Source organism: Bradyrhizobium sp. USDA 4474, from assembly GCF_054057515.1.
This window is the reverse complement of the sequence record NZ_JBSRZJ010000002.1, coordinates 3,563,373-3,578,196: the sequence shown is the minus strand read 5'-3', so window position 1 is coordinate 3,578,196 and position 14,824 is coordinate 3,563,373. Positions and strand designations below refer to the sequence as shown.

Below are 14,824 nucleotides of genomic sequence, written 5' to 3'. Positions count from 1 at the left end.
GCCGCTGCCTACGGTGTGGCAGCCGTTGCAATCGCGCGATCGACACGCGCGATATCCCTGGAGAAGAACCATGATGACGGTCAGGCCCGGGACCAAGGTCCCGGCGCGATGGCGGCTGTTCGTGTGCGGCCTCGCTCTGCTCGCGTGCAGCCTCGCCGCGGCAACCACGACCGGATGGATGCCGCATCTGCCGCCGCTGTTCTCGTCCGAGCTCGCGCCGGATCCCGATGCCGCGTTACCCGCGCCGACGAGGACCAGCTATCGCGAGATCGGCACCACAAAGATGCTCGGCAGCGCGACTCCGCTGCGCACCAAGCTCACGGCCCGCATCCCCGCAGGACTTGACGAGGTGCTCGCGTTCTACCGCAGCGAGCTCGGCAAGCTCGGCTGGCAGGAGCAGCACGATGACGCCGTGATCGCCAGCGATCACGTCAGGCTCGCCTTCGTCACGCCGCTGGGACCGGCGGCGCTGGAGCTGGACCGCAAGGAGAGCAGCACCCTGGTCAATCTGGTGCAGCGAAACAAGGAGGCTGCCGCCATGGCGCATGTGATGCCGACGCCCGGCCGCGCGGCGCTGATGTTCACCAATCTCGGCGACAAGGAGGCCGTGCTCACGCTCGACAACCACACCGTCACGCTTCCGCCTCGTGCCGGCAGGGAGCGCCCCGAGGCGCCGCTGTTCAACATGCCGCCGGGCAAATATTCATACGCGTTGAAGGTCGACGGCCGCTCGAACCGCGACACGACGATCGAGCTCGCGGCCGGCGATGCCTGGGAAGTCACGGTCGGTCCCGAAGGCGATTTGTGGTCGCCGCTCCAGCTCTATTGAACCTGCGCCGTTCCCGCCGCGACCAGCTGTCTGGGCCGGGCATGGCGACCGGTACCATCACAGTGGCCGCAGGCGAGGCTTGGTCCCTCAGATTGGGGGAGGACGACAGGAAGCCTGATCAGATCTCCTGAACCAGAGGACCGTTCCCCGCGCCAAGGCGCCTCGGAACAGGCCTCCGGACCCCGTACAAATCCACGCCTTCCAAGGACCGAAAACGGGGTCTCGAATCGGGCTTTTGGCGAGGCTCGGAATCGGCCTTCGCGGGCCTTGAAACCGGGCCCAAAAACCCTATCTGCTCAAAGGGTTGCCGGGAGATACTTTGCGCTAGGCGCAAGCCCTCTTTCATGGCACAAATAGCTTCCAAATCAGCGCCTTTTGCGCCGCTGATTCGGGCGACATTTCGAAGGCCTCTCATGACAGAACCTGCTCGGCAGCCTGCTGCCGAAAACGAGCCCTCCACCGCGAGCGAATACGGCGCGGAATCAATCCGCGTGCTCAAAGGGCTCGATGCCGTCCGCAAGCGTCCCGGCATGTATATCGGCGACACCGATGACGGCTCGGGCCTGCACCACATGGTGTACGAAGTCGTCGACAACGCGATTGACGAGGCGTTGGCGGGCCACGCCACGCGCGTTGACGTGATCCTCAATGCCGACAATTCCGTCACCGTGCGTGACGATGGCCGCGGCATTCCGGTCGACATCCACAAGGGCGAAGGCATCTCGGCGGCCGAGGTCATCATGACCCAGCTGCACGCCGGCGGAAAGTTCGACCAGAACTCCTACAAGGTGTCCGGCGGCCTGCACGGCGTCGGCGTCTCCGTCGTCAACGCGCTGTCGAGCAAGCTTGGCCTGCGGATCTGGCGCGACGACAAGGAGCACTACATCGAGTTCGCCCATGGCGATGCGGTCGCGCCGCTGAAGGTGGTCGGTGATGCGCCGGGCCGGCGCGGCACCGAGGTGACGTTCCTCGCCTCGCTCGAAACCTTCAAGAACGTCGAATATGATTTCGCCACGCTCGAGCACCGGCTGCGCGAACTCGCCTTCCTCAATTCCGGCGTCAACATCGCCCTCTCCGACATGCGTCATGCGGTCGAGAAGCGCGAGGAGATGTACTATTCCGGCGGCGTCGAGGAGTTCGTCAAATATCTCGACCGCAACAAGAAGGCCCTGGTGCCCACGCCGATCATGGTGCGTTCGGAGGCCAACGGCATCGGCGTCGAGGCCGCACTGTGGTGGAACGACAGCTACCATGAGAACGTGCTGTGCTTCACCAACAACATCCCGCAGCGTGACGGCGGCACTCATCTCGCCGGTTTCCGCGGCGCGCTGACGCGCCAGGTCAACGGCTATGCCGAGGCCAATGCCAAGAAGGAAAAGATCGCGCTCACCGGCGACGACTGCCGCGAAGGCCTCACGGCCGTGCTGTCGGTGAAGGTGCCCGATCCGAAGTTCTCGTCGCAGACCAAGGACAAGCTGGTGTCCTCGGAAGTGCGTCCCGTGGTCGAGAACGTCCTCAACGAGGCGCTCCAGGCCTGGTTCGAGGAGCACCCGTCCGAGGCCAAGATGATCGTCGGCAAGGTGATCCAGGCCGCCGCGGCCCGCGAGGCCGCGCGAAAGGCGCGCGAATTGACGCGCAAAAGCCCGCTCTCGGTCTCCTCGCTGCCCGGCAAGCTTGCCGACTGCCAGGAAAAGGACCCGGCCAAATCAGAGCTCTTCATCGTCGAGGGTGACTCGGCAGGCGGCAGCGCCAAGCAGGGCCGCAACCGCGAATTCCAGGCCGTCTTGCCGCTGCGCGGCAAGATCCTCAACGTGGAACGCGTTCGTCCCGACAAGATGCTGTCGTCCGAACAGATCGGCACGCTGATCACCGCACTCGGCACCGGCATCAGCGACGAGTTCTCGATCGAGAAGCTGCGCTACCACAAGATCATCGTGATGACCGACGCCGACGTCGACGGCGCCCATATCCGCACGCTCCTGCTCACCTTCTTCTACCGGCAGATGCGCGACATCATCGACGGCGGCTATCTCTATATCGCCCAGCCGCCGCTCTATAAGGTCAGCAAAGGCAAGTCCGAGCAGTATCTGAAGGACGAGCGCGCGCTGGAGGATTATCTGATCGACGCCGGCCTCGACGACTGCATCTACGTTCCCGGGAGCGGCGGCGACCGCTCGGGACGCGACCTGCGTCAGCTGGTCGACGATGCCCGCGTGGTCCGCAGCATCCTGCGCAACCTCCACAGCCGCTATAACCGCAAGGTTGTCGAGCAGGCTGCCATCACGGGCGTGCTCAACAAGCAGGTCTACGGCAACCCCGAGAACGCCACGGCCGCGGCGCAATACATCGCGACCCGGCTGGACAGCCAGGCCGAGGAGGTCGAGCGCGGCTGGGTCGGGCAGTTCGTCGAGGGCCAGGGCTTCGTGTTCGAGCGCACCGTGCGCGGCGTCAAGGAAGCAGCCGTGATCGACGACGCCCTGCTCGGCTCGGCCGAAGCCCGCAAGCTCGACGAATACGCGCCCAAACTCCAGGACGTCTACGCTCGCTCCGGCAAGCTGCGCCGCAAGGACAGCGAGCATGTGGTGCACGGCCCAACCGATCTGTTCGAGGCGGTCACCGAAGCCGGCCGCAAGGGCATCACGCTGCAGCGCTACAAAGGCCTGGGCGAGATGAACCCGGAACAGCTCTGGGAGACCACGCTCGACACCGACGTGCGCTCGCTGCTGCAGGTGAAGGTCAAGGAGGTCGACGAGGCCGACGACATCTTCACCAAGCTGATGGGCGACGTGGTCGAACCGCGCCGCGACTTCATCCAGGAACATTCGCTCAGCGCGACGATCGACATTTGAGGCTTGCTTGGCCTCTCCCGCTTGCGGGAGAGGCGAAGCGCTCGGCAGCGCAATTGCGCGCCTGAGCGCGGCGGGTGAGGGTTCTTTCCTCCCGGGAATTGTCCCATTGCGGAGACACCCTCTCCCCGGCCCACTCCCGCAAGCGGGAGAGGGAGCCGCACCGTCGCCGTTGCAACCATCACGCTCGAATTGATACCCCGATCAATTCGCTATAGTTTCCGCCTCCAAAGCAGCCCGCCCCACCACACCAGGACGGAGAGATCCACGTGGCGCCCATCCAATACATCGTCGAGGGCGGTCACCGGCTCTCGGGCTCGATCGAGCCGGCCGGCAACAAGAATTCGGCGCTGCCGATCATCGCGGCCGCGCTGCTCACCGAGCATCCGGTGACGCTTCAGAACGTGCCGCGGATTCGCGACACGGAGACGCTGGTCGAGTTGATCCGCTCGGTTGGTGCATCCGCGGAATGGACGGAGCGCAACACGCTTCACATCCACGCCAAGAGCATCCGCGCCGCCGATCTCGATCCCGAGCTCTGCGTCCGCATCCGCGCCTCGATCCTGCTTGCCGGCCCCCTGCTCGCGCGCTGCGGCGAGGTGATGCTGCCGCCGCCGGGCGGCGACGTCATCGGCCGGCGTCGGCTCGACACCCACGTGCTCGCACTGGAACAGCTCGGGGCCAAGGTCACCGCAACCGACCGGCTCGAATTCCGCGCGCCAAAACTCACGGGCGCCGACGTGTTCCTGGACGAGCCGAGCGTCACCGCGACCGAGAACGCGCTGATCGCCGCCGTTGCGGCCAACGGCGTCACTTATCTTCGCAACGCGGCTTCCGAACCGCATGTGCAGGACCTCGCCAATTTCCTGGTCGCGCTCGGCGCGAAGATCGAGGGTATCGGCACCAACACCATGGTGATCCACGGTCCGGCGACGCTGGGGGAAGCAAGCTATTCGATCCAGCCGGACCATATCGAGGTGGGCTCGCTGATCGGACTTGCCGCCGTGACGCGCTCGCCACTTCGGATCGTCCGCGCCGGCGTCGAGCATCTGCGTTCGATCCGCATGGGTTTCGAGCGGCTCGGCATCGTCTGCCGCGTCGAGGGCGACGATCTCATCGTGCCGTCGAACCAGACGCTGAAGATCCAGGACGATTTCGGCGGCCACGTGCCGAAGCTCGAGGACCAGCCCTGGCCGGCCTTCCCCGCCGATTTGATGTCGATCGCGATCGTGACCGCCACGCAATGCGAGGGCGTGATCCTGATGTTCGAGAAGATGTTCGAGTCCAGGATGTTCTTCGTCGACAAGCTGATCGGCATGGGCGCGCGCATCGTGCTCTGCGATCCGCATCGCGCCATCATCGCCGGGCCCAGCCGGCTGCACGGCGCAACGCTGAGCTCGCCCGACATCCGCGCGGGCATGGCGATGCTGCTCGCAGCCGCGTGCGCCGAGGGCACCTCCACCATCAACAACGCCGACCAGATCGAACGCGGCTACGAGCGCATCGACGAACGGCTGAACGCGCTCGGCGCGAAGATCCGGCGCGTCCCGGAACGCAAGGGCTGAGCGCTTTCTTGCTTCTCCCCTCGTGGGAGAAGGTCGAAAGCTGAGCCATGTTTTCGACGCCTGGTCGTGCTATCTCAACCCGCCATGCTCGACAGCGTCCAATCACAACAGCCGCCGCAAGCCGGCGTGCACAGCAGCCATCTCGCGCAGGAATTCGTCGAGACGCTGCGGCTGGCCGTGCCGATGATGCTGACGCAGCTCGGGCAGATCGCGATGATCACGAGCGATCTCGTGCTGATCGGAAGGCTCGGCGAGGATTCGGTGGCGGCTGCGGCACTTGCGCACACCGTCTATTTCGTCAGCTTCACCTTCGGGCTTGGATTGATGGCCGCGGTGTCGCCGCTGGCGGCCCAGGCGTTCGGCGCCGGTGACGGCAGACGCATCCGCCTCTCCTTGCGCGTCGGCCTCTGGGCGGCGTTGCTGATCTCGCTGCCTATGATGGCCTCGCCACTCTATGGCGAGCACATCCTGACGGCGCTCGGACAGGCGCCGCATTCGGCCGCGCTCGCACAGCGCTACCTGAATGGCCTCGCCTGGGGCATCGCGCCGGCGCTCGGCTTCATCGCGATCCGCAGCATGATGAGCGCGGTGAACCGGCCGCAGGCGCCGCTGTGGATCACGCTCGCGGCGATCCCCGCGAATTTCGCGCTGGTCTATTGCCTGATCCATGGCCTGTTCGGCCTGCCGGAGCTCGGCCTGTTCGGCGCGGGGCTTGCGACCACGCTGGTCAATCTGGGCACCTTCGTGGCCGCGCTCGCCATCGCCGCCTGGCGCAAGCCGTTCGCAAACTATCATCCGCTCGCGCATCTGTGGCGGATCGACTGGCCCTTGATGCGCCGGCTGATCGTGATCGGGGCGCCGATCTCGTTTTCACTGCTGCTGGAATACGGCCTATTCTCTTCGGCGGCGCTGTTGACGGGACTGATCTCGACCACCGCGCTTGCCGCGCACCAGATCGCGCTCCAGGTCACGGCCGTGCTGTTCATGGTCCCGCTCGGCATCGGCATGGCTGCAACCGTTCGGGTCGGCCACGCGTTCGGCCGCAACGAGCCGGCCGGCGTCCGACGCGCGGGCCTCGTCGCAGCGGTGCTCGGCATCACGTTCGTCGCAGGCCTGACGATCGCCATCATCCTCGGCCGCTATGAAATCGGCCGGCTGTTCCTCGGCAGCAGCGAGGCCAGCGCGCCGACGGTCGCGTTGACCGCAACGCTGCTCCTGGTCGGCGCAACCTTCTTCGTGGCCGATGCGCTCCAGACCATCATGGGCGGCGCGCTGCGCGGCATCAATGACACAACGATGACGCTGGTGTTCGCGGCGATCGGATATTGGTGCGTCGGTTTCCCGATCGCCTGGATGCTTGCCTTCCATGCCGACCTTGGCGCGGTCGGCGTCTGGATCGGACTGTCGATCGGATCGTTCGTTTATGCCGGACTCCTGATCTTGCGTTTCCGGACGCTGACGCGCAAGATCGCGGGATGACGGGCCCTGTTCGCGAAATCACGCCTGATGTCGAGGCCGGCACCGTGCTGGCAGGCGCGCAATTCATCGACGCGTTTCGCGTCGATATCGGCAAAGCGGCGGTGAACGCCCGCGAAGCCTGCACGAGGATGGTCCTGAACGGGCCGCGCTGGGTCGATGCGCTGGTGCGGCTGCGCAACGTTCTCGTGACGCCGTTCGGGCTCAAGACATCGGGCGAAGGCGCGCCGGCGCCCGGCGGCGTTATCGGCCTGTTTCCGGTGTTGAGCGAGACACCGGAGCGGCTGATCGCCGGCTTCGATGATTCTCACCTCGATTTCCGCATTGTGGTCGACGTGGCCGGGAATGCAGCGAGCCGCCAGGTCACGTTGACCACCCTGGTGAAAACAAACAATCTGCTCGGCCGGATCTATCTCGCGCTGATCACCCCGTTCCACAAGCTCGTGGCCCGCGGCATGATGGCGAGGATCGAGCAGCCGGCGCGATGAGCCGGCTTCTTTGCTGCCGCTAACTCACTTCGCGACCTTCACCGGCCCATCCGCCGCGGCTTCCGACCATTCGCCGACGACGCGATCGAGATCGCACAGGTTCTGGTGCATCTGCTCCAGCGAGAAACCGAGTGCGAAAAAGCGCTCCGCGGTCTCGGCGGGCTGGCCGCGGATCAGGCCGTCCCGGCGCACGTCCGCAACCGCCTCGGAATAATGCCGGAGCGCGAGATGCACGGGATGGATCGGCGGCGCGCCGGCGCCCTCGCGGATGGCTTCGGCGGCCGATTTCAGGAACCGTACGATCGCCGCGCTGACTTCCGCCAGCGGCGCGGCGAGCCTGACCTGCACCTCGACCGGCAGCGGCACCACGGTGGCGCGGCCGATCATCACCACGTCATGGCGTAGCCGCAGGATCGTGCGCAGCAAGGGACCGGTATCAGGGCCGCTCGACAGCCGCGCCGAACGCTCGCGCTCGGCCTCGGTACCGATCGCATTCATGCCCACCATGGCGGTGCCGATGCCGTCCTGGATCCGGTGCAGCGCATCGTTGTCGCGGCCCCGCGTGAGGCCAGCAAGCAATTCGTTGAAAGCCTCCGCGATCAGTTCGAGCAGCTTCGCCGCGCTGGCGCGGATCTGCCTGACGGCGCGCGAGGGCAGTACCAGGAACGAGACCAGCAGTCCGGTGATGGCGCCGACGCCGACCTCGCAGACGCGATCGATCGCCGACGCCATGGGATCGGCATGATGCATGGTCGGAACCAGCAGCACGATCACGGCGGTCACGGTGGCGGTGCTCAGGTTCGGATAGATCGCAGCGACGAAGGCGAGCGGCGCGACGGCCAGCACCAGCAGCCCGAGCAGGCCCGCTTCGCTGGAGTAGGAAAGCGTGATCGCGATGGTGCCGCCATAGATGGCGCCGCCGATCGTGCCGAGCATGTAGTCGCGCGTCGCCTTCAGCGAGCGGCCGACGCTCATCTGGGTCACGATCAGCGAGGTCAGCACCGCCCAGAGCGGCAGCAACAGATGCAGCGCGGTTGCGATCGCATAGGCCGCCACCGCCGCGACCGTGACCCGGATCGCCAGCCCCAATTGTGTTCGCCGCGACCGGATCCGGTCGACCAGCTCCTTTGCGCCTGCCATCGTCTGATGTCCCGATCCTCTCCAAAGCCAGCCGAAAGCATAGCTGATGCCCGCAGCCCCGAGGCCGCTTGAAAGGCAAAATCACCCCGCCTAACTTGCCGGCCAAAACGAGGAAACACGATGGCCCACGAAACCGCAACGCTCGCAACGTATGTCGCCAACCTGAAATTCGCCGATATTCCGGCGGAGGTGCTGGAGCGCGCCAAGGTGCTGACGCTGGATTTCCTGGGCAGCGCCATCCGCGCGAGGAGCGAAGCCGAATCCACGCCTTCGCTGCTGAAGATGCTGGAAGCGCTCGCGCTCGACACCAAGGGCGACTCCACCGTGTTCGGCGACAGCAAGACCTGGACGCCGGCGATCGCCGCCCTGCTCAATGGCGCGCTCGGCCATTCCCTCGATTTCGACGACACGCATGCGGATTCCTCGCTGCATCCGAGCGCACCGGTGGTTCCAGCCGCCTTCGCCGTCGGCGAGATGGTCGGCGCCTCCGGCCGCGATGTGCTGACGGCTGTCGTCGCGGGCTATGAGGTCTGCTGCCGGCTCGGCAATGCGCTGGATCCGACCTCGCATTATGCGCGCGGCTTCCATCCGACCGCGACCGCCGGCACCTATGGCGCCGCCGCGGCGGCGGCAAAATTGTTTGCCCTCTCGGAGGCGCAGATCATCGCCGCCTTCGGCGTTGCCGGCAGTCAGGCCGCGGGCTCGCTGCAATTCCTCGTCAACGGCGCCTGGAACAAGCGCTACCAGGTCGGCGCCGCCGCGATGAACGGCGTGATCGCAGCGACGCTGGCGCGCAATGATTTCGTCGGCGCGACGGAATCGGTCGAAGGCAAGCACGGCCTGCTCGCCGGCTACACCGACGACGCGCATCCCGACAAGGCGGTGGCCGGGCTCGGCGACACCTACGAGACCATGAAGATCGGGGTGAAGCCCTATCCGAGCTGCCGCTACACCCATGCCGCGATCGACGCGCTGATCGCGATGCGGCGCGAGCACAATCTGACGCCCGACCAGGTCAAGCGGGTCGAGATCGGCCTGCACCGCAACGGCATCACCCTGACCGGCGATGCCGCGACCAAGCGGCATCCGACCTCGATCGTCGGCGGCCAGTTCTCGATGTTCTTCACCGGCGCGCTCGCACTCGACCAGGGCTCGTTCGGCTGGGACGATTACAGGCGCTTGGGCGATGCTGCCATCGACGCCCTCGCCGACAGGTTCGACGTCGTGCAGGACGACCGGTTAGAGATTGGCCGCACGCATCCTTTCGGCGCGCGCGTCAGCATCACGACTGATGACGGCGTGCACGAGCGGCTCTATGCCGATCCCTCCGGCGAGCCGACCTCTTTCCCCGATGCGCAGACGATGCAGCAGAAATTTCTGACGCTGGCGCGGCCGGTGCTGAATGCGCGGGCCGACAAGTTCGCCGACGCGATCATGACGCTGGAGCGTTTCGATCGCGTGGCGAAGGCGACGGAGCTGGGGCGGCAGTAGAGGCCTAATTCACGTCCGCCAGCTTCGCCTTCTCGCGCGTTGTCGCCACGACCTCGCGCACGAGATCGAACACGCCGTCCGCATCCGGCGGGAAGTTCGGCGAACGGCCGAGGCGCACGATCACCAGCTGCTCCGACGGAATCACGATCGTGTATTGCCCGATCGTGCCCTTGGCAAAGAACGCATCGCGCGGCCAGCCGTGCTCCAGCCGAAACTTCGCGCCAAAGCTGTTGCCCTGATTGGTCCAGAAACCGGCCCCGATGCCGACCCACGCATTTGGCGTGGCTGAAGCCGAGTAGTTCACCCATCCCTCCGGCAGGATCCGCTTGCCGCCAACGACGCCGTCGTTCAGGTAGAGCTGGCCGAAGCGGGCCCAGTCGCGCGCGGAGGCCATCATCTCGCCGGAGCCCTCGATCGTGCCCGAAGCATCGAGCTGAAGCGTGACATGGTGCATGCCGAGCGGCGCGAACAATTCGCGACGCGCGAAGGCCAGCGCATCGGCCGGCTTGCCGCCGGCGGCGCGACGGATCAGATCCGCGAGAATGATGCTGTTGCCGTCGTGATAATTCCACGCCGTGCCCGGTGCCGTCGCAAGCGACGCACGCTCGGCAAAGCTCGCCATATCGTCCTCGGCGTATTTCATGGTGTTGACAGGCTCGAGCACCGAGCCCAGCGAGGCCTGCAACGAGCTTCCAAGCGCAATGCCGGCGGTATGCCGCAGCAATTGGTCGACGGTGATGGCATGACGCGGATCATCAGGATTTTGCCAGGCGGCGACGGGCGCGGGCCCATCGAGCTTCACCTTGCCCTGGCGCACCAGGATGCCTGTCAACGCCGAGGTCACCGACTTGGTCATGGAGAAGCCGAGCAGCTGCGTCTGCGGGCCGATGCCGTCGGCATAGCGCTCGGCAATGATGCGGCCATTCTTCATGACGACAATCGCGCGGGTACGGCGATAAGGCGGCTGGGTTGGCTCGGCGAAGGCGCGGTCGAGCGCCGCCGACAAGCCCTTGCTTTGCGGCGTCACAAGTCCCGGACCGGCGATCTCGGGCAGCAATGCCGGCTGCTTGTCGTCAGGCGGCAGCGCGACGTCGGCGATCCCCTGGCCGTGCTCGAGCGTGCAGCCGAGCCCCTCGCGATAGACGGCATGGCTGCGGCCGATGCCGAACAACGTCACCGTGACGTCCTTGCGGGCGCGATCGATCCGGAGATTCATCGCCCAGGTGAGCAGATCGGCACCCGGCATCGCATCGGTGGTCTCGGCAAGGTCGCGCTTGGGATCGAGCCCGGAGACGAACGTCTCCGAGCAGAGCGTATGCGCGATGAAGCCGGTGGCAATCTTGGGCACGTCACGCGCCCGCGCCGCGCCGAGCGCGAGGCCGGCACAGGCGATGGCGGTCGTAGCGAGCATGATCTTACGGCGACGGGTCACGGGCTTTCTCCAGCTGCGGGGCGAGTGCGGGAGAGCAGGCCGGAAGCGGGCGACACGCGCTCGCCGGATTTGGAAAATGACCTGGTTGAAACTGGTCGAGGCTGGCCGATTCTGGAATTCTTCTGTGATTTCAAAGGGCTAAATATCTAGGCCGCATCGACCTTGAGGCGCCGGTATTCCGTCGGCGTCACGCCCGTGACCGCCTTGAAGGCGCGATTGAAAGGGCCAAGGGACTGGAAGCCGGCGTCCATCGCAATGGTGATGACGGGAACCTCGGCCTGAGAGGGATCAGCGAGCGCGGTCTTGGCTTCCTCGATCCGGTGGTTGTTGAGGAAGACATTGAAGTTGCGATAGCCGAGCCGCTGGTTGATCAACCGCCGGAGCCGGTATTCCGGAATTTTCAGCCGGGTGGCCAGGGCGCCGATGGTGATGTTCTCCTGACGATAGATCCGCTCGTCCGCCATCAGCCGCATCAGGGCTTCGATGAGCTTTTGATCGGCGGAATCATCGGTCGCGGGCCGACTGAAAACATGGGGTGGCGCGGGCTCCGCCTCGGCCGGAAACAAATCCGTCCCGTCGATGCGCATCACGGCATAGACGATCGCCGCGACGGTGCAGGCCAGCACGCCAGCATTGATGGTTTCGGCTGCAGCCCCGACGTGGTGGCCGGCGGTGGCGATCTGGAGCACCGCGTTCAGCCCGCCATAGAGTGCGATGGCGCAGACGATGAAAACGCGAACGCGGCGGCGGCGCTCGACCAGATCGGCCGGCCAGGACGCGATCATCTGCCCGACCGCAAGCGCGATGAAGCCGAGCGAGATCAGATTGACCACTGTCACCGAGAACCGCACATGGCCGCTGGGTGCAATCCAGACGCAGCCCGCGAAGCTGAAACCCGCTACCAGCGCCCAGATCAGGCCGTGCCACCAGCGCAGGCGAAACTCGTCGTGGAACAGGGCGCGGGTGAACAGCCAGAACACCACGATGGTGCCGGTCGATATTGCGACCAGCGGCGCATGCCAGAGCGGGATCGGCGACGTGACATCCAGCGAATAGCTTACAACATGCGCGACCGAGCTCAGCGCGAAGGCCGCACCCAGGCGGGCCGCCGGCACGTTGCGAAAATCCTGCAGCAGCGACGCCGCCAGCACCAGCAGCAGCGCGACGCTGGCGGCGCGAAAGGCAAGGTCGAGGGCGGCGAGGGACATCGAAGACTGCGCGAGTGGGTTTGAGCGGACCGAACATCGTCCGTCAGAACAATTTTTTCAAGCACCCGGGCGCTGTCAGGGTTAGCGGCGCCTCATCACGCGCCTGCGATGGTCTGTCAGGACGACGGCGATGCGAAATCCTGCTACGATCGGACCCACCAATAAAGAAGGAGCCCACCATGAGCTGGCAGCCCTCCAACGATCCCGTGCTCGGCGATCCCATGTCCTGCGATGCGCTCGATCTCGTCATCGTGCCGCGCACCCGCGATCTCGGCGACGGATTCGTCGTCCGCCGCGCGCTGCCGCACGGCAGGCGGCAGATGGTCGGGCCGTTCATCTTCTTCGATCATTTCGGCCCGGTGCAGTTCGTCTCCGGCAAGGGCATGGACGTGCGGCCGCATCCGCATATCGGGCTCGCCACCGTCACCTATCTGTTCGACGGCTCGATCATGCATCGCGACAGCGAGGGCAACGTGCAGGAGATCGCGCCGGGCGCGATGAATTTGATGACCGCGGGCCGCGGCATCGCGCATTCCGAGCGCACCCCGGATGCGCAACGCGCCTCGGGCCAGCAGATGCTCGGCCTGCAAAGCTGGATCGCGCTGCCTGAAGCCTCCGAAGAGATCGATCCCTCATTCCAGCATTATGCGGCGGGCGATCTGCCGATGATCTCCGAGCGCGACTTCACCGCGCGGGTGATTGCCGGCTCCGCCTTCGGCATCACCTCGCCGGTCAAGATGGTCTCGCCCTGGTTCTACACCGAGGTCACCGCCGCCGCCGGCGCGAGCGTGCCGCTCGACCCCGACCACGAGGAGCGCGCGATCTATGTGGTCGACGGCGAGGTCGAGATCGCGAACGAACGTTACGAGGGGCCGCGGCTGCTGATCTTCCGCCCCGGCGACCGCATCACCGTGAAGGCGCTGAAGGCGACGCGGATGATGTTTCTCGGCGGCGATGCCCTGGAGGGCCCGCGCCACATCTGGTGGAATTTCGTCTCCTCCAGCAAGGAGCGGATCGAGCAGGCCAAGCAGGACTGGAAAACCGGCCGCTTCGCGGCGGTTCCGCAGGAACATGAGTTCATTCCGCTGCCGGAATAGGCTAATCCGGTTTTCGGCCGTGCCATCGGGTGCGGCCGGATATCCTTTCCGAAAGCTCTGCCGATGACCACGATGCTCTCCAGCGACCTGCCCCTGACCAAGATCGGCCGCGGCAAGGTGCGCGATGTCTACGCCGTCGACGACGACCGCCTGCTGCTCCTCACCACCGATCGCATCAGCGCCTTCGACGTCGTGATGGGCGAGACCATCCCGATGAAGGGCGCAGTGCTGACCCAGATCAGTGCATACTGGTTCAATAAGCTCGAAGGCATCGTGCCGCATCACATGATCAGCGCCGACACCGACGAGATCATCGCGGCCGTCCCGGCGCTCAAAGCCCATCGCAACGAAATCCTCGGCCGTGCCATGCTGTCGCGCCGCACCACCGTATTCCCGATCGAATGCGTGATCCGCGGCTATCTCTCCGGTTCGGCCTGGAAGGAATATGCGGCGAGTGGAACGCTGGCCGGCGAGACGCTGAAACCCGGCCTCGTCGAGAGCGAGAAGCTCGACCCTTCGATCTTCAGCCCGGCGACCAAGGCGGAGACCGGGCATGACGAGAACATCACCATCGCGAAGATGCGCCAGGTCGTCGGCGATGACGTCGCCACCACGCTCGAAAGCATGACGCGTGCGATCTACACGCTCGGCGAGGAGCTGGCGCGCGAGCAAGGCATCATCATCGCCGACACCAAGTTCGAGTTCGGCCGCGACAAGGACGGCCGCATCATCCTGATCGACGAAGTGATGACGCCGGACTCGTCGCGCTTCTGGGCCGTCGATGCCTATAAACCCGGCCGGCCGCAAGCGAGCTTCGACAAGCAACCCTTGCGCGACTATCTCGACGTCGAGCGCCGCGCCGGCCGCTGGAACGGCGACGCGCCGCCGCCGCCATTACCGGCGAGCGTGGTGGACGCCACCAGCAAGCGGTACCTGGAAGCGTATCGGCGGGTGACGGGTCGCGAACTCAAGATCTAGGCTCGCATTGCCTCTCGCTCCGTCGTTGCGAGCGAAGCGGAGAAATCCAGGATCTTACCTCGGAGACGGTCTGGTTAATTCGCAACGGCGTGGGAAGAGCCCTGTCGTCGTCCTGGACAAGCGAAGCGCATATCCGGACCCACCCATCCAGGCCGAGGTCGCCAGCGTGCTCTATGTCTGAACACGGATCAGTTCGATGCGATCTGAGAAAAGCCCCCACGCTCAGCCACAAGCTGCTGATTTCGGCTGACCTTTGCGAACCTGACAATCGCGG

The 14,824-nt window shown here is 65.6% G+C and carries 11 protein-coding genes; 8 read left to right on the top strand and 3 right to left on the bottom strand.

Features of this window, described 5'->3' with window-relative positions; all coding sequences use genetic code 11:
• The first annotated feature begins 70 nt into the window (after positions 1 to 70).
• The 5 genes from ACVW16_RS18790 (at position 71) to ACVW16_RS18770 (ending at position 7,204) form a co-directional block, all read left to right on the top strand.
• A complete protein-coding gene (locus ACVW16_RS18790) occupies positions 71 to 829 on the top strand; it encodes a hypothetical protein (protein WP_456736691.1) in 759 nt (252 codons plus the stop codon).
• Between the two features lie 413 nt (positions 830 to 1,242).
• Complete coding sequence (gyrB, locus tag ACVW16_RS18785; protein WP_456736692.1) at positions 1,243 to 3,678, top strand: DNA topoisomerase (ATP-hydrolyzing) subunit B; 2,436 nt, start codon at positions 1,243 to 1,245, stop codon at positions 3,676 to 3,678.
• A gap of 266 nt (positions 3,679 to 3,944) precedes the next feature.
• A complete protein-coding gene (gene murA, locus ACVW16_RS18780; protein WP_456736726.1) occupies positions 3,945 to 5,240 on the top strand; it encodes a UDP-N-acetylglucosamine 1-carboxyvinyltransferase in 1,296 nt (431 codons plus the stop codon).
• A gap of 84 nt (positions 5,241 to 5,324) precedes the next feature.
• On the top strand, positions 5,325 to 6,719 hold the full coding sequence (locus ACVW16_RS18775; protein ID WP_456700638.1) for an MATE family efflux transporter: 1,395 nt from the start codon (positions 5,325 to 5,327) through the stop codon (positions 6,717 to 6,719).
• Positions 6,716 to 7,204: a DUF2867 domain-containing protein gene (locus tag ACVW16_RS18770; protein WP_456736727.1), complete on the top strand. Its 489-nt coding sequence runs from the start codon at positions 6,716 to 6,718 to the stop codon at positions 7,202 to 7,204. Before ACVW16_RS18775 ends, ACVW16_RS18770 begins: the two co-directional genes overlap by 4 nt.
• 24 nt (positions 7,205 to 7,228) lie before the next feature.
• Here ACVW16_RS18770 and ACVW16_RS18765 read toward each other — a convergent pair whose 3' ends face one another.
• On the bottom strand, positions 7,229 to 8,344 hold the full coding sequence (locus tag ACVW16_RS18765) for an FUSC family protein (protein WP_456736728.1): 1,116 nt from the start codon (positions 8,342 to 8,344) through the stop codon (positions 7,229 to 7,231).
• Between the two features lie 120 nt (positions 8,345 to 8,464).
• Here ACVW16_RS18765 and ACVW16_RS18760 point away from each other — a divergent pair, with 120 nt between their 5' ends.
• On the top strand, positions 8,465 to 9,835 hold the full coding sequence (locus ACVW16_RS18760; protein WP_456736729.1) for an MmgE/PrpD family protein: 1,371 nt from the start codon (positions 8,465 to 8,467) through the stop codon (positions 9,833 to 9,835).
• Between the two features lie 4 nt (positions 9,836 to 9,839).
• Here the strand turns inward: ACVW16_RS18760 and ACVW16_RS18755 are convergent, their stop codons facing one another.
• Together ACVW16_RS18755 and ACVW16_RS18750 are read right to left on the bottom strand one after the other, a co-directional pair.
• Positions 9,840 to 11,267, bottom strand: coding sequence for a serine hydrolase domain-containing protein (locus ACVW16_RS18755; RefSeq protein ID WP_456736730.1), 1,428 nt, complete (start codon positions 11,265 to 11,267; stop codon positions 9,840 to 9,842).
• Between the two features lie 146 nt (positions 11,268 to 11,413).
• Positions 11,414 to 12,475, bottom strand: coding sequence for a helix-turn-helix domain-containing protein (locus ACVW16_RS18750; RefSeq protein ID WP_456736731.1), 1,062 nt, complete (start codon positions 12,473 to 12,475; stop codon positions 11,414 to 11,416).
• Between the two features lie 179 nt (positions 12,476 to 12,654).
• Between ACVW16_RS18750 and ACVW16_RS18745 the strand changes: the two genes are divergently transcribed.
• Together ACVW16_RS18745 and ACVW16_RS18740 are read left to right on the top strand one after the other, a co-directional pair.
• Positions 12,655 to 13,572, top strand: a complete 918-nt coding sequence (locus ACVW16_RS18745; RefSeq protein WP_456700632.1) for a pirin family protein — start codon at positions 12,655 to 12,657, stop codon at positions 13,570 to 13,572.
• Between the two features lie 63 nt (positions 13,573 to 13,635).
• Positions 13,636 to 14,550, top strand: a complete 915-nt coding sequence (locus ACVW16_RS18740) for a phosphoribosylaminoimidazolesuccinocarboxamide synthase (RefSeq protein ID WP_456700631.1) — start codon at positions 13,636 to 13,638, stop codon at positions 14,548 to 14,550.
• Positions 14,551 to 14,824: the final 274 nt, after the last annotated feature.